The organism is uncultured Agathobaculum sp., assembly GCF_963927765.1.
Lineage (GTDB): Bacteria > Bacillota > Clostridia > Oscillospirales > Butyricicoccaceae > Agathobaculum.
Genome location: NZ_CAWVCU010000097.1, coordinates 1 through 16,906, shown reverse-complemented (window position 1 = coordinate 16,906; position 16,906 = coordinate 1). Strand labels below are relative to the sequence as shown.

The window sequence follows — 16,906 nt, the reverse complement described above, 5'->3', positions numbered from 1 at the left end:
AGCCTAAAGCAAAAAGGCAGGCAAGGCAACCCTTTTCGGGCTGCCCTGCCTGTCTTTTTTCTTTGGCCTATTTTGCAACAGGCCCTTAACTTCTACTTTTGTAATGCCATGAATATTAGAGTTTTTGTATTTCCTTATCTATCTGCGACATTTTCCAATCGGCATTCATCTCAAATATCTTAGGCGGTGAGGTGTATCATTTTTACCATGTTTAATCGATCAGAGACGGCCATACTGATCTTCGTGGACAACATCAAACCATTTCGGGGGATATGGCGATAGTAGGGTGCCTCTGCCAAAACTCTGACACCACAGCCTATTTTTTTGACAAGTTCTGTTGCGGAATCCACATAGAAAAACATTGGCACATCCGCACGACACACTTGCTTCATGTACTTGCTTCGCATCATGGTCATGCCGCTTTTGCTTATAGTGTCGAAAATAATTTGAATATCACCAAACTTTGTGAGCATCCGCAAAAGTCCAACAACCTTGCTTTCCTCAAAATAGTGGAATAGTCCGCCTGCGGTAATGAAGATAGGTGCGTCTGATACGTCTGCACGAATCTGCCTGATCCAGTCCTCGGCAAAGGCATCCCCAGCAAGATAGGTTTCCCGCTCTGGCTCAGGCAGAAGCTCCCGTCGGTATTCTAGCACATGAGGCAGGTCTACGGAATACCAGCGTGCCTTCGTGTTGTCACAGCGATCATAAGTTGTCTCGAGACCGCATCCAAGCTGGACAATTACCCCGTCTGCTTTGTGCTCCAGAAAGGCTCTGATATAACGATCGAAATTGGCAGAGCGTACGGCGGAGGCCAACATCGTATATTGACTCTGGCGGTTCCGCCTTAACAGATTGCGCGGCAACTTCTTCTTTAACTCCAATGCCTTTTGGTCGTATAGGATCTGTGGACAATGCTCGCTAGCATAGATTCTTCCCAGCATAGGGATGAAAAGGGTGTCCTCTATAATACCCAATTGAGGCATATATGTCTTATCCTTTCAGCAATCTTTTTATATCCTTTTTGGGGACGTATTCCCTAATAGTCATACGGCTTCATTGCAGGATTACCACGCCTAAAAAGCGGAGAAATACAACGTGAGCTCCAGCAACTTTTTATGCAATCAACTTTAATTTTACTTACGGTTTCAAGACACATTTGACTTGGAATGCTGACTTTAGTGAACACATCAAAAGCGATCGTTGTTGATATGATCTACTATAAATTGCTTCAGCCGTTGAAAAGATTCTGTACTAATTGTATGTTCAATACGACAGGCTTCTTTTTCAGCGGTTTTAGGTTCAACGCCGGCTTCAATCAGTATCGCGGAAAAGAATTTGTGTTTTTCAAACGTATTTTCAGCAATTGTACGTCCTGCTTTCGTTAATAGCAAGAAGTGTTGATCGTCTACATGGAGAAATCCATTGTTTCGCAAGGTGGATACAGCGTAGAACACACTGGGTTTTGATACATTCAAGTATCGTGCGACATCTGCTGAGCGCACTGTTCCCATCATTTTCTGAAGGATAAAAATCGCTTTCAGATAATCTTCCGATGACGCGCCTACTTCCAATCTTATCACTTCCTGTCTACCTGCATCTATGTGTTACAAACTCAGCGCAAAATATCCAACAATAGTGGAGCTGTTATAAATTTTGATACGCACCAAAAAGAATCTATGCGGTTAGTCCAAGCTAACTATGTGGATTCTAGCATATATTTATTTCGTTGTCAATGTACATGGCCAAAAGACGCTTTGTACAACTGCCATGAGATTTGCTCTGAGGTTGAGAGATTTATTGTATTATCTCAGTGTTTTTGATCTTTTGACAATACTGGAATTTATTTCGTGGCTCAGCAGCGTATTGAATTCAACATTAGTGCCGTTTCAGATCGCATTGGCAATTAGAACACTACGAGTATTGCCTAACAATTCATGATACCATGCAGAACAATTGTGGGTTAAGAAAAGGCGAGACTTACCAATTAGAGTAGATATATTGAAGAACCCATAGTGAGTAATTTTCCTGAGAGTCTACAAACTTTAGAAGCAGTGCTGAACTGATTCATGTGAGAACTAGGCCTCCGAAAGAAATGCTCAAGCCCAGAATCCGGAATCTGTGTTCGGAAAGGCAGTTGACGGTTAAGATTCTAATGTTGTAGACGAGCAGCATAGGTTGGCGACATAACGGAATCGAATAAAAGTCATAGGAATTGGCTGGTGAACAAGAAAATTACACGGTAAAGCCTTTTGGAATTGTTGTCTTAGCACAAATCGGAAAAATAATTTGTAATATAATTGTGCGTTTGTTAAAAAGTAAGTATAAGTCCGATATTTTCTTTTGCATGACTTGACATTTTTCATCATGTGATATATGATATCAAAGGGTTAGGGAGTGCTAACCTGATTTTTTGACATGTTAGTTGCTTTGTGCTAACTAATTTTTAAGTAATTTGACGAAACAAAACTGAGAAGGTGAAGGGTATGACATTGTTGGATGCTCAGGATGGGCAGGAATATATCATCAAGCAAATCAATACGGAGGATGAGGAACTAAACGCCTTCTTGTTTTCTCTTGGCTGCTACGCAGGAGAACCGGTTACCGTCGTATCCCATATGAAAGGCGGCTGTGTGGTCTCTATCAAGGATGGACGCTATAATATTGACAATCAGTTGGCCTCAGCCATCGAGATATAAGACCTAAACTGCTATGGTACAGACACATATCTTGATGTCTCCAAAGCTGGGTTTATTCTGTCTGACGGTTAGCTTCGGATAACTATCGGGCTGTGAATAAAATACATTGCACAGATAAAGAGGAGGAAATATCATGCGTATTGCCTTGACCGGCAACCCGAACTCCGGTAAAACTACCATGTACAACGCTCTCACTGGGCGGAATGAAAAGGTAGGAAACTGGGCCGGTGTTACGGTGGAAAAGAAAGAACATCCCATCAAAAAGGCTTATATCAGTGGAACGGAGGATTTGATCGCTGTAGATCTGCCAGGTGCTTACTCCATGTCGCCCTTCACTTCGGAGGAGAGTATCACCAGTTCCTATGTGAAGCACGAACATCCTGACGCCATCATCAATATTGTGGATGCCACTAATCTGAGCCGTAGCCTGTTCTTCACCACACAGCTTTTGGAACTGGGGATTCCTGTGGTGGTTGCTCTGAACAAGAGCGATATCAATGCTAAAAAGCAGACCAAGATTGATGTTGCCGCCCTATCTGCGAAGCTGGGGTGTCCGGTAGTTGAAACGATTTCAACCGTTGCCGAGGGCCTGAAAGCTGTGGTGGATGCCGCGGTGGCGCAGAAGGGTAAGGGGCAGAAGGCACCCTATGTTCAGGGCGACATTGATCTGACCGATAAGAAGGTTGTGGAAGAAGCAGACCGCAAGCGTTTTGCCTTTGTCAACCAATTGGTTTCGCAAGTGGAAAAACGTAAGGTACTTACTCGCGAAAAGGGAGCAGGGGATGCCATCGACGCTGTTCTCACTAATAAATTCGCCGGTATTCCCATCTTTGCTGTGGTCATGTTCTTGGTATTCCAGATTTCTCAGGTCTGGGTGGGGCCGCTTATTGCAGACACCCTGGTGGCTTGGATCGAGACTTTCCAGGGCTTTGTGGCGGACAGCTTGGCCAATGCCAATCCGCTGCTGACCGCCCTGTTGGCCGATGGCATAATTGGCGGCGTGGGTGCTGTGGTTGGTTTTCTGCCTCTCGTCATGATTATGTATTTCCTGATTGCACTGCTGGAGGATTGCGGCTACATGTCCCGCGTCTCCGTGGTTCTGGATCCTATCTTTAAAAAGGTGGGCCTATCCGGCAAGTCTGTGATTCCCTTCGTCATCGGCACTGGTTGTGCCATTCCGGGCGTTATGGCCAGCCGCACCATCCGCAACGAGCGTGAACGTCGTGCCACTGCTATGCTGACCCCCTTCATGCCCTGTGGTGCTAAGATCCCTGTAATTGCCCTGTTTGCCGGCGCCTTCTTTGATGATGCGGGCTGGGTGAGTTTCACCATGTACTTTACCGGTATCATTCTCATCTTCCTGGGTGCGCTGCTGGTCAATAAGATCGCCGGCTACAAAAACCGCAAGTCCTTCTTCATTATCGAGCTGCCTGAATACAAAGTACCTTCTCTCTGGTTCGCTTTCAAGGCCATGTGTGCCCGGGGCTGGGCCTACATTGTAAAGGCTGCCACCATCATTTTGTTGTGCAACACTGCTGTGCAGATTATGCAGACATTCAACTGGAGCTTCCAGGTGGCCGAGACCGCCGATAGCTCTATTTTGGCCTCCATCGCTGGCCCCTTTGCCTATCTGCTGGTGCCGATTGTAGGTGTCCTCAGCTGGCAGCTGGCTGCCGCTGCCGTCACCGGCTTCATCGCCAAGGAGAATGTGGTAGGCACCCTGGCTGTGTGCTTTGTGGGTCTGGAGAACTTCATCGACACCGATGCGCTGGAAATGATGGAAGGTGCCGGTGCTGAGGTAGCGGGTGTTATCGCTATCACCAAGGTTGCCGCTCTGGCCTACCTGATGTTTAATCTCTACACGCCTCCCTGTTTTGCTGCTATCGGCGCGATGAATTCTGAGATGAAGAGCGCTAAGTGGCTATGGGCTGGCATTGGCCTCCAGTTGGGCACCGGCTATACGGTAGGCTTCCTTGTCTATCAGATTGGTACCCTGGTCACTACTGGCTCTTTCGGCGTTGGCTTTGTTCCTGGTCTTATTGCCGTGGTTTTGTTCGCCGCCGTTCTGGGTTGGCTGTGTCGGAAGGCAGATAAGGATCTGAAGCAAGAGTATGCGCTGAATGGAGTGAGCGCTTGATGATCGACTATATCCTAGTTGGTATTCTTGTTGTAATCATTGCAGCTGCCGCTTTGTATGTCTATAAGGCCAAAAAAAGCGGTAAGAAATGTATCGGCTGCCCGGATGGATGCTCCTGCAGTTCCAAAAAGGTGGATCAAGATCACTGTTGCTGTAATACACGTAACAAATGAAAGATGCGGGGGGCTTCTTTTAGGGAGGCTCCCGCTGATTTTTTCTCTTTCCCCATGAAACTTCCCTATTGATAAACAAAGTGAGTGCTCGCCGGAGCAGGTCGACGAGTATTCCGCCATCGCCTTTTGATGCCTCCCTGTGGAGCAGAGAGCGTTCGTTTTCTGCCTCGGCGTGGTATCGCAGGATAGGGCAAATCGCTATGTGGATCATGGATAGACAGGTCGTGAAACCATGTTGAAAGAATACTTACTGCACGCTGATGCTCACTTAGCTTGCTGGAGCAGTAGCGTGCCGGGCGTCCAGAGCTGCCGCTTTCAAGCGTGCTCGGAGGCTGCTGAAACGCTCCAAGAAATTCCGGTACAGGGTGAGCCGCTTCACTTTGAAGTGTTATTTTGCTGTTCAGGAAGGCTTGTAGTCGAACTGCCTCACGGTTTACTGAAAACAGTGGAATCGCCGGGGATATTTCTTATCTCTGATTGTTCCCAACTCATTTCGTGCCGGTGCAGCAAAAATCTAAGTGGGATTCTGGTGGCAGTAGACGCCTTGTCCGCGAAAGAAAGTTTACAGGACATCTGTCAAGCTCTGGAGCTGAAACTGGATACCAGAGATGTTAAAAAGGCTATGGAAGCGCAATGTGGCTGCATAACATTCTCTGGAACACCCTGGACGCAGGCGTTTTTCGAAACCATGTGCGATCTTCCTGACGATGCCCAGAACCGGTACTGTGTATTTAAGTCGGTGGAACTGCTGTATCTGCTTTGTTCAAAAGCTTCTTTGTCATATGGCTGTGATTTAGGTTCGCCTCCCTCGGTGACTCCTGTTATGTTGGAGGTCAAGACCTATTTAGAGGAACATCTGTCGGAGAAGATTACCATTGCTTTTCTTTGCAAACAGTTCTCATTTTCCGCAACATTTTTGAAAAAACACTTTCGCAGTACCTATGGTGTGCCGATCCACACATATTTGATTCAACAGCGCCTCCAGCGTGCACGGAATCTGATTTGTACCACTGGGATGCCCATTCAGCAGATTGCTCAAACTGTGGGGTATGAGGGGATGAGCCAATTCAATGCTGCGTTCAAGCGGCACTATGGGATGTCGCCCGGCCAGTACAGAAAAATGTCGGAAACCGCAACTTTGCGTCCGTTTTAACAGCGACAAGCTCCTTCGTTTTCTGCTATAATAATCAAACATTCCAAAGTTGCAAAAGGAGTGACAGCGATGAAGCAGCATCGATTTTGGGCTTGGGGTGCTGTGATCTGTATGATCATGGTTATGGTCACCGGCTACAAACGGAAATAAGGGAAAGGAAGTATAACGATGAGTGTTTACACAAAGCTGGCTTGCTTTGCAGGCGGTGCGCTGTTTGGCTCTTTTGGTGTCAAGCTGTTGTCCAGCAAAGATGCCAAAAAGGCCTATGTACATGCTACGGCCGCTGGTCTTCGCATGAAAGATACGATTATGGGAACCGTGACTACGGTACAGGAGAATGCCGCGGACATCTTGGCCTCTGCCAAGGAGCTGAATGAGGATCGGATGGCAAAAGAAGCGGAGGAAGTAGCCGCTGCTAATCTGGAAAGCGAAGAAGCCTGATATCCGCAGAGGGAGCCGCTAGCGGCTCCCTCTTTTCGTGAAGGAGGAACTTATGAACGCAATCATATTGCACGAAAGCCGGGGGCGTATCCGACTCAAGATTCGGCAGAAGCAGATGACGCTCGCTCAGGCGGATTTGCTGGAGGCATGGCTTCAGCAAAAGTCCTGGTGTCGGCAGGTCACAGTCCACGAACGCACCTGCGCTGTGATTCTGTATTACGAGGGTGACCGCCAAATCGTGCTTGATGCCATCCGGCGGTTTTCCTGGCAGGAGGCGGAGAAAACCACATCGCTGCCTGCTCACAGCAGCCGGGCATTGAACAGAGAATTTGAGGAGAAACTGGTGGGCAAGGTTTTGGGCAAAGCCGCTTGCACGCTGTTTCTTCCATCGCCCCTTCGGGTTGCCCGTATCCTCTGGCACATGATTCCTTTTGTGCGGCGGGGACTGCATTGCCTGCTGCGCCGCCGTATCAAAGTGGAGTTGCTGGACGCTCTGTCTATCTCCATTTCTGCATGCAGAAGGGACTTCGGCACCGCTGGAATGGTTATGTTTTTGCTGGAAGTAGGCGAGCTGCTGGAGGAATGGACAAGGAAAAAATCTGTGGCGGATCTGGCGGCGTGTATGTCGCTGAATGTGGATCGAGTCTGGCTGCGCACGGCCCAGAGCGAGGTATTGGTTCCCGTATCCCAGATCCAGCCGGGAGATGCTGTAATCGTCCGCGCCGGCGGCATCATCCCTATGGACGGCCTGGTGCTGGAGGGCGAGGTGACTGTCAATCAGGCGTCCCTCACCGGAGAATCTATCCCGGTGCCCAAGCGCCCCGGCGGCGCTGTTTATGCCGGCACTGTGGTGGAAGAAGGCGAATGCGTGCTGGAGGTAAAGCAGGCTTCCGGCCAGAGCCGCTATGACCAGATAGTGCACATGATCGAGCAATCGGAGCAGATGAAGTCGGAAGCCGAAAGCAAGGCTGCAAATCTGGCGGATAAGCTTGTACCCTATACCTTTGCCGGGAGCCTACTGAGTTTTGTTCTCACCCGCAATGTTGCGAGAGCTCTTTCTGTGCTGATGGTGGATTTCTCATGCGCACTGAAGCTGGCTATGCCTCTGGCTGTCCTTTCCGCCATGCGTGAGGCGGGACGGGCTCACATTACCGTCAAGGGTGGCAAATTCCTGGAGGCTGTGGCGGCCGCCGACACCATCGTCTTTGACAAGACCGGTACGCTGACTCATGCCTGTCCGCAGGTGGCGCAGGTGGTTCCATTCGGAGGGAAAGACGAAAAGGAAATGCTGCGGCTGGCCGCTTGCTTGGAGGAGCACTTTCCTCATTCTATGGCAAACGCTGTGGTGGAAGAGGCAAAGCGCCGAGGTCTGACACATGAAGAGTACCATTCTAAAGTAGAGTATCTGGTGGCCCATGGCATTGCCAGTACGGTGGATGGGGAGCGGGTTCTCATTGGTAGCGCCCATTTCGTATTTGAAGATGAGAACTGTGTCATTCCTGAGGGTGATCAGGTGCGGTTTGATATGCTGCCGCCAGAGTATTCTCACCTGTATCTAGCTGTGGGTGGACAGCTGGCAGCCGTAATTTGCATCTCCGATCCCCTTCGGGAGGAGGCAAAGGCAGTCCTTGCCTCACTCCGAACGCTTGGCATTACCAATACCGTTATGCTGACTGGGGACAGCCACCGTACTGCTGTGGCCATTGCTGCACAGGTGGGGGTAGAGGAGTTTCGCTCGGAAGTACTTCCGGCGGACAAGGCAGATTTTGTGGCTGCGCTCCGACGGAAGGGACACATCGTCCTGATGGTGGGTGATGGCATCAACGATTCTCCAGCGCTGTCTGAGGCTGATGCTGGCATTGCCATCAGCGACGGTGCTGCCATTGCCAGGGAGATTGCGGACATCACCATTGCTGCAGACAGCCTTTGGGAACTGGTGCAGTTGCGCCGAATCGCTATGGCGCTGATGGCACGTATTCACTCCAATTATCGCTTTGTGATTGGTTTCAACGGTGCGTTGATCGGTCTGGGTATGGCCGGAGTTATTTCTCCTGCTGCCTCAGCTACACTACATAATCTTTCCACGCTGGGTGTTAGCCTACGGAGTATGCAGTCACTTCAATCGTCAAAGCAAAACCAGAAATCTGAAAGTGAGTTCAAGGTATTGCCAAGAAACTAAAAGTAGAGGAGAAATTATACATGTGATAGGCGGTTTTCCTAACTGTATCGTGGATTCGATGCAAAGTGCTTTATTAATAATAAAATAGAACCAGAAAAGAATCCTGAGACGGGAAAACAAAGCGGGATCAATGTGTTTCTAGGCTGCGGTCAAACAGGTTTCTCCAAATTTTCAAACGAAAATGACATAATTAAAAACAAAGGGATAGGTTTTCTCACACTCGAGATTACCTATCCCTTTTCTTTTGAAAAGAAAGCTTATATTTGTCTTTTTGTTTATTGTTTGAACTTTTTGGTTCATTTCTTAACAGCATGCAAGCATTTATGTGCAAATCAAGAAATAATTAGAACTGTTTTACGAATGGCCATACAGTGTTGTCTGAGTAAGAACTTGTAGGATGGAGATAAATCACAGAGAAGCATTGATGGCTGCAATGGCACCATCAGATACAGCGGTGGCTACCTGACGCACCTGTTTGACTCGAATATCTCCGGCAGCATAAACACCGGGAATAGAGGTCTCCATCTTTTCATTTGTCACAATGTAGCCGTCCTGCAGATCGAGCTGTGTGTACATCTGTGTATTGGGCGCAACGCCTGCATATACAAAGATACCACAGCCAGGATCATCAATCGTTTCGATGGTACCGTTCTGTTCGCTGGATATTTCCAGCCGTTCTACCAGGTCCTGACCATATACACCGTGAAGACGCGAACCAAGACGCAAGGTAATATTGCCAGCCGCAGCCACTTTTTGACTAAATTCCGGAATACAGCCAAGCTGATTCTCGAAATGGATGATGGTCAGTTTGTTTGCAAAGGAGGCCAGATAAAGTGCCTCTTTGACTGCGCCGTCAGCTCCGCCTACTACATATATGTTCTTCCCGGTATAGGAAGCTCCGTCACGGGGCGCATTCAGACCCATACCTTTGCCGGCAAGCTCGACTTCGCCGGGAATTCCCAGCTTTCGAGGACTACCGCCGTTTGCCAGAATCACGCGGCGGGCTTGATATGCTCCTTTACTGGTGTGGATAGTTTTTACATCGTTGGTCAGTTCTACATTGGTAACTGTGTCATAAACGATTTCCACACCAGCGTTTAGTGCCTGCTCTTTCATGCGGGCCGCAAAGGTAGCACCGGTCTCATTGACTTGAAGGGCAGTATAATGGGTGACTGTAGAGACTTTACCGATGATGCCGCCCACCTGTGCCTGTTCCAGAACCAGGGTCTTTTTGCCGCGGCTAATCGCATAGATGCCGGCGCTGATACCTGCCGGACCTGCGCCGATGATGATAATATCGTACATAATAGAACCCTCCCTTAAATAATACAGTTTGATCGTTATAATGTTGGTTAACAGTAGGTTTCTGGAGCCGCATGGTGAGACTGGCACCAAAGCAAAAAAGGAACGGTCGGAATATGGATGTGAAAGAATGGATACCGACAATCCTTCAGCTCCTGCTAGTAGTTTTTTCTTCTGCAATGATTATAAATCAAATTAATAATAAAATGAAGAATTATAATTCAACTATAAAAATGTGTAATGGTAAATGCATATACTGTATCTGCCATGGATTCTGTCACATAGCAGACCACAGTAAACGCATTTTGTGTTCTGTGTGCTTTCAAAGCGAAACTTATCACTACGTTTAAATTTTTAATTCTACTTATAAGATGGATAGTTTTATATTTGCCGCTAATGCGTGAAAGAGAGAGCTTATGCAAAAGATTTCTTCGTATACGAAATCATGTGGTTATCTGTTAACAGAATTTTTGATAAATGCAGAAATCAAACTGATAAGTTGTTCTATGTTTTTGTTGCCAAAAAATACCTCGCTGCCGTTTATCACAAGGCAGGGAACACTCATTACCTGATAGCGCTGCTGCAGATCAGGAAAGTGATTGAGATCATAAACCTGTGCGGTAATATATGGATTTTCAGCGGCGATATGTTGTGCCGCTGTTACAAGATCAGGACACATCGTACAGGAAAGCGACACCAGAATTTGGAGATCAATGGGATGGTCAATAGCGTGCACGGCAGCGCGTATTTTTTCCTCTAATGGCTGTCCTGGCCCGGCTGCATTGTATAACCCCAAAATGAACGAGGTGAATTCATGCCCGCCTGGAATGCCATGGAAAGCAAGTCCGGTCCAGTTGCAGTCTTCGCGATATACTCGAACACAAGGAAGATATTCGGCGTCTTCCGGCGAGCCATATTGGACGCTCAGACAATCGGTCGATGCAGCAAGTGCTTCCATATACTGCTGGAGCTCATCCGATAATGGGGAATGATCCAAATACAAACGCAGTATCAACGGTGAGGACATGCGCTCAAAAATGGTATGTAATTGGGCAAGCATATCTGCGGAGAAGGGGGCGCTAGACTGCGTTGCACTATCAGGTGACGACACTGCAACACGACTGGTTGGCAGTTGCGGGCGTAAACCTGTTTTGCGCTGCATCTCAGCAGCCAGTCGTTCTAATTCAGTTGCGGCGAGCGCACCATCACCTACGGCGGTGACCACCTGTCGCAATGGTTTAGCACAGACATCGCCTGCCGCATACAGTCCATCGACAGAAGTTTTTTGTGCGTGGTCCGTTACCACATATCCTTGTTCATCGCATTGTGCGATATTTTTTATCAGCTCAGTGGCAGGCTGATATCCAGCAAAAACGAATACACCGAGAAAATCACCGTCTTTTGCCTCCACTTCAGTTATTTTGCCTGTTTGGGTGTTTCGATAACGCAGACAACGTAAGGCACTGTCTCCGGATACAGACTCAATCTGTGTATGAGGAAGAATCGTGATTTTATCATGGCATCGCGCAGCATCGGCAGTAGCAGCTGCACAGGAAAAATCTGCACCGCGCATCAGGATTGTCACGTGGCTGGCATATTTGGTTAGAAATACGCTTTCCTCAGCAGCTGCAAAGCCACCGCCCACAACAAAAACTTCTTTACCCGTGAAAAATTCCCCATCACAGGTAGCGCAGTAGGCTACACCGCGCCCGCGAAATGCATCCTCACCGGCAAATCCAATCTGACGTGGATGTGCACCGGTAGCAAGCAGTATACCAAAACACTGAAGTGGGCCGCGGCTGGTCTGTACGGTCTTAAGATCACCGGAAAGATTCAATTTGGTTACCTCGGCCAACAAAAATTCAGCACCAAAGTGTTCGGCCTGCTGACGCATCACCTCGGTCAAGGCCTTGCCGCTGGTTTCCTTCATGCCAGGATAATTGACCACCTGTTCGGTAATTGTGATCTGACCACCAAAGTGATCTTTTTCAACAACAACCACTCGATATCGAGCACGTGCTAGATAGAGTGCGGCGGTTAGACCGGCAGGGCCGCCTCCGATAACAACGACATCATACAGATTTTTCATAACATCGCTCATTTCGCCATCGATTGCAGGAACCACAGTGTTTTATTGTAGTCGGAAAGCTGATTTTCCATGACAGAAACGATGTCATACCAGCCGCCTTCATCGGCATCTGCGCGAATTTGTTCCGCCTGATCTTTCAGATTTTGCAGGTCTTTCACCACTGAAGTAAGTACTGCGGAAGATCGGTAGTCGGCTGACTCCAGTTCCTCAATGGTGGACACGCTCAGATATGATTTAAGAGAAGCCAACGGATACACATTGTGCATTTTAAGCAGCTCCGCTATGGCATCCATCACATCTGCAAAACCATCGTACAGTGTTTCCAAATACTCATGTACTTGCTTGAAATCAGGTCCGACGATGTTCCAGTGCAAGTTGTGCAGCTTAATATATTCGACTGCACAATCAGATAGATATTGGTTCAAGCTTACAGCAAGTTTTTGGTTCATGAAAATACTCCTCCTATTTTTGAATTTCGTTATAGTTTGCCAACCAGATCCATACTGGGCTTGAGCGTCTCTGCACCAGGCTGCCACTTGGCAGGGCAGACTTCATCGCCATGTTCAGCTACAAATTGACTAGCCTGAACACGGCGCAGCAACTCATCAGCGTTACGGCCAACATTGCCAGCGATCACTTCGTAGGCAACAATTTTGCCTTCTGGATTCACGATGAAGCTACCTCGTTCGGACAAACCGTCAGCAGGAATATAAACTTCAAAATCACGTGCCAGCGCATGCGTAGGGTCAGCCAGCATCGGATAGCGGATTTTACGGATGCGCTCGGAAGTGTCATGCCATGCTTTATGGACAAAATGCGTATCACAGGATACAGCATAAATCTCACAGTTGCACTCCTGAAAACGGTCGTACAGGTTAGCCAAATCTTCAAGTTCTGTGGGACATACAAACGTGAAATCGGCTGGATAGAAGAAAAAGACACTCCATTTGCCAAGCACGTCCGCACGTGTGACCGTGTGGAAGCTATCGTTTTGATAGCACTGAACAGAAAAATCGGCAATTTCTTTTTGAATCAATGACATATAAATCACTCCTTTTCGATTTTAGTTAGCTTTTGCTAACTGATGCTATTATAGTTACGCAAATAATGGATGTCAAGAAAAATGAGACAAAAATGATATAGAATGCTAAAGATTGTCTAAAACATTCTATACGGTCTGATTCCGGCTGAATAAATGAGATGGAAAGTTGACAGGTGTAGAAACGCATTGTATAATTAAGCCTGCTTATACATCTATAGGTATGGAGGGCGCAGCAATGAAACAATGCATGGATGCAGAAAACCTGCACCGAAGATTGAAAAAGATCATAGGACAGGTACAGGCCATTGATCGTATGATCGATGAGGATATCCCTTGTGAGGATATTCTTGCGCAGATTAATGCAGCGAAATCTGCACTGCATGGCTGCGGAAAAGTGGTACTGGAAGGTCATATCAAGCATTGTGTCCGCGATGGAATTGAGCATGGAGATGCGGACAAGACGATCGAAAGCTTCACCAAAGCAGTTGAGCGGTTTTCCAATATGGGGTAAATCCATGCACAGATTAAGCAGCCGGCTCGGCTGCTTTTTTTGTTGACAGCATATACCCATATGGGTATAATAAACATATACCCCTTATGGTATAGAAAAGAGGATTGCAATGAAGAATAAATTAGAGCAGTTGGAAGAACTGTTGGGATGGGGTGGCATCCGCAAAGATATGGTTTTGCTCATCCTATCCGGTTTGGCTGTGCTTGCCAGCCTGATCGGCTGGAGTCCGTTTCCGTTAGACATGGCCTGGATTGCGATTATCCTATGTGGTATTCCGATTATTCTGGAAGCTGTGATTGGTCTGGTGACTGCGTTTGATATCAAAGCCGATGTGCTGGTTTCGCTCGCGCTGATCGCTTCGCTCTGCATTGGGGAGATTTTTGCAGCAGGTGAGGTTGCGTTTATTATGCAGCTCGGTGCACTGCTGGAAGAAATGACAGTTGCAAAAGCGCGTGCAGGCATTGAAAAACTGGTACATTTGACACCGCAGACTGCGCGTGTTCTGGCAAAAGGTACTGAAAAGGTGATTCCCGCTGAACAGGTACAGGTCGATGATCTGCTCCGCGTTCTGCCAGGCGAGAGTGTGCCGGTGGATGGTGTGATTGTATCCGGACAGACCTCAATCAATCAGGCGGTCATGACTGGCGAGTCGCTGCCGGTGGATAAAACCGTTGGTGATGAAGTATCGAGCGGTACGGTTAACCAGTTCGGCGCTTTTGAGATGCGTGCTACCAGAGTTGGCGAGGATAGCTCCATTCAGCGTATGATTCGATTGGTGCAGTCCGCGGATGCGGGTAAGGCGAAGATCGTTGGCATTGCCGATCGTTGGGCGACTTGGATTGTAGTCATTGCATTGACGGCTGCCACCCTGACCTGGTTGATTTCCGGACAGATCATCCGTGCAGTGACCATTCTGGTTGTGTTCTGTCCTTGTGCTCTGGTTCTTGCAACACCAACAGCGATCATGGCTGCAATCGGCAACGCGACCCGGCACGGTTTTCTTGTTCGTGAAGGAGATGCGCTTGAACGGTTGTCGAAAACCTGCATTATTGCATTTGATAAAACTGGTACGCTGACACATGGCACGCCGGAGGTCATAGCTGTTAAAAATGCATCCGGTGGGGAGGAGGATACGGAGCTTTTCCGCTTGGCTGCGTCCGCAGAGCTGATGTCCGAACATCCATTGGGAAAAGCGATCGTGCGATGCTATAAGCAGACTGTGGCGGAGGAACTGGCTGCAGTTTCGGATTTTCGGATGATCCCAGGGCGCGGCGTATGCGCCAGCATCGAAGGCAAAATCGTGCTTGCCGGCAATTTAGCGCTCTTATCTGAACAAGGTGTAGCGCTGCCGGAATCGGATGCAGCAGAAACCTATCTTGCTCAGGGATGTACCGTGACGTATGTCGCTGTTGACGCTGCGTTCGCTGGTCTGATCGTTCTGTCTGATACGCTGCGCGCAGAAAGCGCAGACATGATTCATGCTCTGGCCGAATTGCATGTTGAGCCGGTATTGTTGACGGGTGATCATGAAAATGCCGCACAGGCGATTGCTGCGCAGCTGCAAATCGGACAGGTGAGGGCGAACTGCCTGCCGGAGGATAAATTGCAGGCGATTGAGACATATCAGCGTGCTGGCAAGCAGGTGTGCATGATCGGCGACGGCATCAACGATGCGCCTGCACTGAAAAAGGCGGCGGTTGGGATTGCGATGGGTGGTGTCGGCAGTGATATTGCGGTGGATGCCGCGGATATCGCGCTGGTCGATGATGAGGTCAGAGAACTGCCGCATCTTGTTGCGTTATCAAAGCGAATGATGACAACCATCAAATGCAATATGAGCTTTTCCATGGTGCTGAACTTTTTGGCAATTGTTCTTGCAATTAGTGGCATGCTGGGGCCAGTCGTTGGCGCGCTGGTACATAACGCAGGATCGATTCTTGTGATTTCAAATTCTGCATTTTTGTTGAAATGGAAGAAAAAACAGTTTTGATCCAAGAAAATATATATCTTCCGTATTAACTGTATAAGGAGTTTTCAAAACCGGCTGGAATGAACCAGCCGGTTTTTTAGTTGTTTGATTCACATGTTTTGGCGCCTTGCGAAGAAGCACATAATATAGTATACTGTGGTTAGCTTTAGCTAACTGCGTAATATGAGGTGTATGCATGGATATCAAACAACTGGAATTTTTTGTGGTGGCTTGTGAAAAAGGCAGTCTGTCACAGGCAGCGGCATGCATGTATACGTCGCAGCCAAATGTAAGCAAGACCATCCGCATGTTGGAACATGAATTGGGACGACCACTGCTGGTACGAAGCGGAAAAGGGGTTCGTCCGACTGCATATGGCGAGCGCGTTCTGGAATATGCCAATCTAATATTAAAAACGGCAGCTACGATTTCTGGGCTGACGCTTCCGGATGCACATAACAGCTTGAGATTATCCACCTATCCCAGCAATATGATTTCCCGCCTGTTGGTGGACTTTTACAAGACATGGGACACCAAATTCCGCATCGAATATCATGAGGGAAGTGTTGAAGAAATCACCGATCATGTGCATCAAGGGGTATCTGAGATTGGAATTGTCTATGTTGCGCTTAAGCAGGTGCAAACATTTCAGCATATTCTGTCACATAAGAATCTGGTATTTGCTCCGCAGGATGTCAAAAAAATTTGTGTTTATGTCGGACCGAATCACCCGCTTTATCATATGGACAGTATTGATTTTGAAGATTTGTCAAATCTAAAATTTGTGCGTGGTGTGCGGGATTTTTTCTCCATGGAGCATCATCTGGAAAGAGTCAGTATGGGTGTGATCGATAACGAAAAGCTAAATCATGTTGCATATAGCAACAGTGATCATCTCACGATCGACCTTTTGCTGCATTCGGATGTATGCAGTCTGGGACTGGACTTTATGCATGAACCGTATGCACAGTATACCATTAAGCCGCTTTCCATTAACGGCTGTGAACCGTTTTTGCAGTTGGGCTATGTATTCAATCCAGAGCGCACGCTGTCAACACAGGCAAAATGGATTGTTGAGCATTTTTCCAAAATGCTGTAAGTCGAAAAGTATGCTATAACGATTTGTTATGGAACTCTATGCAAATTTTCCCTCTGGTAAGCTTTTGCTAACTGATATATAATGTACCCCGTTGGCAAAACAACTTATTTTA

15 protein-coding genes are annotated in these 16,906 nt (G+C 47.7%); 9 read left to right on the top strand and 6 right to left on the bottom strand.

Annotation, left to right across the window (positions count from 1 at the left end; all coding sequences use genetic code 11):
* A partial coding sequence (locus ABGT74_RS09065; RefSeq protein WP_346705278.1) for a hypothetical protein occupies window positions 1–183 on the top strand: 183 nt, incomplete at its 5' end.
* On the opposite strand, the gene ABGT74_RS09060 is transcribed toward ABGT74_RS09065, so the two are convergent.
* Window positions 180–986 carry a class I SAM-dependent methyltransferase gene (locus ABGT74_RS09060; protein ID WP_346705277.1) on the bottom strand — a complete coding sequence of 269 codons (807 nt, stop codon included), beginning with the start codon at window positions 984–986 and terminating at the stop codon, window positions 180–182. The two genes, ABGT74_RS09065 and ABGT74_RS09060, sit on opposite strands and share 4 nt — an antisense overlap.
* A gap of 204 nt (window positions 987–1,190) precedes the next feature.
* Complete coding sequence (locus tag ABGT74_RS09055; protein WP_346705276.1) at window positions 1,191–1,574, bottom strand: metal-dependent transcriptional regulator; 384 nt, start codon at window positions 1,572–1,574, stop codon at window positions 1,191–1,193.
* A 912-nt stretch (window positions 1,575–2,486) separates the two neighbouring features.
* On the opposite strand from ABGT74_RS09055, the gene ABGT74_RS09050 reads away from it, so the two are divergent.
* From ABGT74_RS09050 to ABGT74_RS09030, 5 genes are all read left to right on the top strand, one after another.
* Window positions 2,487–2,699: a FeoA family protein gene (locus ABGT74_RS09050; protein ID WP_346705275.1), complete on the top strand. Its 213-nt coding sequence runs from the start codon at window positions 2,487–2,489 to the stop codon at window positions 2,697–2,699.
* Window positions 2,700–2,832: 133 nt separating this feature from the next.
* On the top strand, window positions 2,833–4,836 hold the full coding sequence (locus ABGT74_RS09045; RefSeq protein ID WP_346705273.1) for a ferrous iron transporter B: 2,004 nt from the start codon (window positions 2,833–2,835) through the stop codon (window positions 4,834–4,836).
* A 405-nt stretch (window positions 4,837–5,241) separates the two neighbouring features.
* Complete coding sequence (locus ABGT74_RS09040) at window positions 5,242–6,162, top strand: AraC family transcriptional regulator (RefSeq protein WP_346705272.1); 921 nt, start codon at window positions 5,242–5,244, stop codon at window positions 6,160–6,162.
* Between the two features lie 168 nt (window positions 6,163–6,330).
* Entirely contained in the window at window positions 6,331–6,603 is a 273-nt protein-coding gene (locus tag ABGT74_RS09035) for a DUF6110 family protein (protein ID WP_346705271.1), read from the top strand.
* A 52-nt stretch (window positions 6,604–6,655) separates the two neighbouring features.
* The gene (locus ABGT74_RS09030) at window positions 6,656–8,782 is read left to right on the top strand and encodes a heavy metal translocating P-type ATPase (RefSeq protein WP_346705270.1); all 2,127 of its coding nucleotides are present in this window, start codon (window positions 6,656–6,658) and stop codon (window positions 8,780–8,782) included.
* Window positions 8,783–9,190: 408 nt separating this feature from the next.
* Here the strand turns inward: ABGT74_RS09030 and ABGT74_RS09025 are convergent, their stop codons facing one another.
* The 4 genes from ABGT74_RS09025 to ahpC form a co-directional block, all read right to left on the bottom strand.
* Window positions 9,191–10,087: an FAD-dependent oxidoreductase gene (locus ABGT74_RS09025; RefSeq protein WP_346705269.1), complete on the bottom strand. Its 897-nt coding sequence runs from the start codon at window positions 10,085–10,087 to the stop codon at window positions 9,191–9,193.
* A gap of 448 nt (window positions 10,088–10,535) precedes the next feature.
* Entirely contained in the window at window positions 10,536–12,173 is a 1,638-nt protein-coding gene (locus ABGT74_RS09020; RefSeq protein ID WP_346705268.1) for an FAD-dependent oxidoreductase, read from the bottom strand.
* Between the two features lie 8 nt (window positions 12,174–12,181).
* The gene (locus ABGT74_RS09015) at window positions 12,182–12,622 is read right to left on the bottom strand and encodes a DNA starvation/stationary phase protection protein (RefSeq protein ID WP_346705267.1); all 441 of its coding nucleotides are present in this window, start codon (window positions 12,620–12,622) and stop codon (window positions 12,182–12,184) included.
* Between the two features lie 29 nt (window positions 12,623–12,651).
* Window positions 12,652–13,215 (bottom strand): alkyl hydroperoxide reductase subunit C, encoded by a 564-nt coding sequence (gene ahpC, locus ABGT74_RS09010; protein WP_346705266.1) that lies wholly within the window; start codon window positions 13,213–13,215, stop codon window positions 12,652–12,654.
* Between the two features lie 235 nt (window positions 13,216–13,450).
* Between ahpC and ABGT74_RS09005 the strand changes: the two genes are divergently transcribed.
* The 3 genes from ABGT74_RS09005 (at window position 13,451) to ABGT74_RS08995 (ending at window position 16,794) form a co-directional block, all read left to right on the top strand.
* A complete protein-coding gene (locus ABGT74_RS09005) occupies window positions 13,451–13,726 on the top strand; it encodes a metal-sensing transcriptional repressor (protein ID WP_346705265.1) in 276 nt (91 codons plus the stop codon).
* A 109-nt stretch (window positions 13,727–13,835) separates the two neighbouring features.
* The gene (locus ABGT74_RS09000; RefSeq protein ID WP_346705264.1) at window positions 13,836–15,716 is read left to right on the top strand and encodes a cation-translocating P-type ATPase; all 1,881 of its coding nucleotides are present in this window, start codon (window positions 13,836–13,838) and stop codon (window positions 15,714–15,716) included.
* 175 nt (window positions 15,717–15,891) lie between these two features.
* A complete protein-coding gene (locus ABGT74_RS08995) occupies window positions 15,892–16,794 on the top strand; it encodes a LysR family transcriptional regulator (RefSeq protein ID WP_346705263.1) in 903 nt (300 codons plus the stop codon).
* Window positions 16,795–16,906: the final 112 nt, after the last annotated feature.

Bases quoted from the DNA above. Each gene is read 5' to 3' on its own strand.
- ABGT74_RS09025 (WP_346705269.1), bottom strand. From the start codon at position 10,087: ATGTACGATATTATCATCATCGGCGCAGGTCCGGCAGGTATCAGCGCC.
- ABGT74_RS09040 (WP_346705272.1), top strand. From the start codon at position 5,242: ATGTTGAAAGAATACTTACTGCACGCTGATGCTCACTTAGCTTGCTGG.
- ABGT74_RS09035 (WP_346705271.1), top strand. From the start codon at position 6,331: ATGAGTGTTTACACAAAGCTGGCTTGCTTTGCAGGCGGTGCGCTGTTT.
- ABGT74_RS09050 (WP_346705275.1), top strand. From the start codon at position 2,487: ATGACATTGTTGGATGCTCAGGATGGGCAGGAATATATCATCAAGCAA.
- ABGT74_RS08995 (WP_346705263.1), top strand. From the start codon at position 15,892: ATGGATATCAAACAACTGGAATTTTTTGTGGTGGCTTGTGAAAAAGGC.
- ABGT74_RS09045 (WP_346705273.1), top strand. From the start codon at position 2,833: ATGCGTATTGCCTTGACCGGCAACCCGAACTCCGGTAAAACTACCATG.
- ABGT74_RS09015 (WP_346705267.1), bottom strand. From the start codon at position 12,622: ATGAACCAAAAACTTGCTGTAAGCTTGAACCAATATCTATCTGATTGT.
- ABGT74_RS09060 (WP_346705277.1), bottom strand. From the start codon at position 986: ATGCCTCAATTGGGTATTATAGAGGACACCCTTTTCATCCCTATGCTG.
- ahpC (WP_346705266.1), bottom strand. From the start codon at position 13,215: ATGTCATTGATTCAAAAAGAAATTGCCGATTTTTCTGTTCAGTGCTAT.
- ABGT74_RS09020 (WP_346705268.1), bottom strand. From the start codon at position 12,173: ATGAAAAATCTGTATGATGTCGTTGTTATCGGAGGCGGCCCTGCCGGT.
- ABGT74_RS09005 (WP_346705265.1), top strand. From the start codon at position 13,451: ATGAAACAATGCATGGATGCAGAAAACCTGCACCGAAGATTGAAAAAG.
- ABGT74_RS09030 (WP_346705270.1), top strand. From the start codon at position 6,656: ATGAACGCAATCATATTGCACGAAAGCCGGGGGCGTATCCGACTCAAG.
- ABGT74_RS09000 (WP_346705264.1), top strand. From the start codon at position 13,836: ATGAAGAATAAATTAGAGCAGTTGGAAGAACTGTTGGGATGGGGTGGC.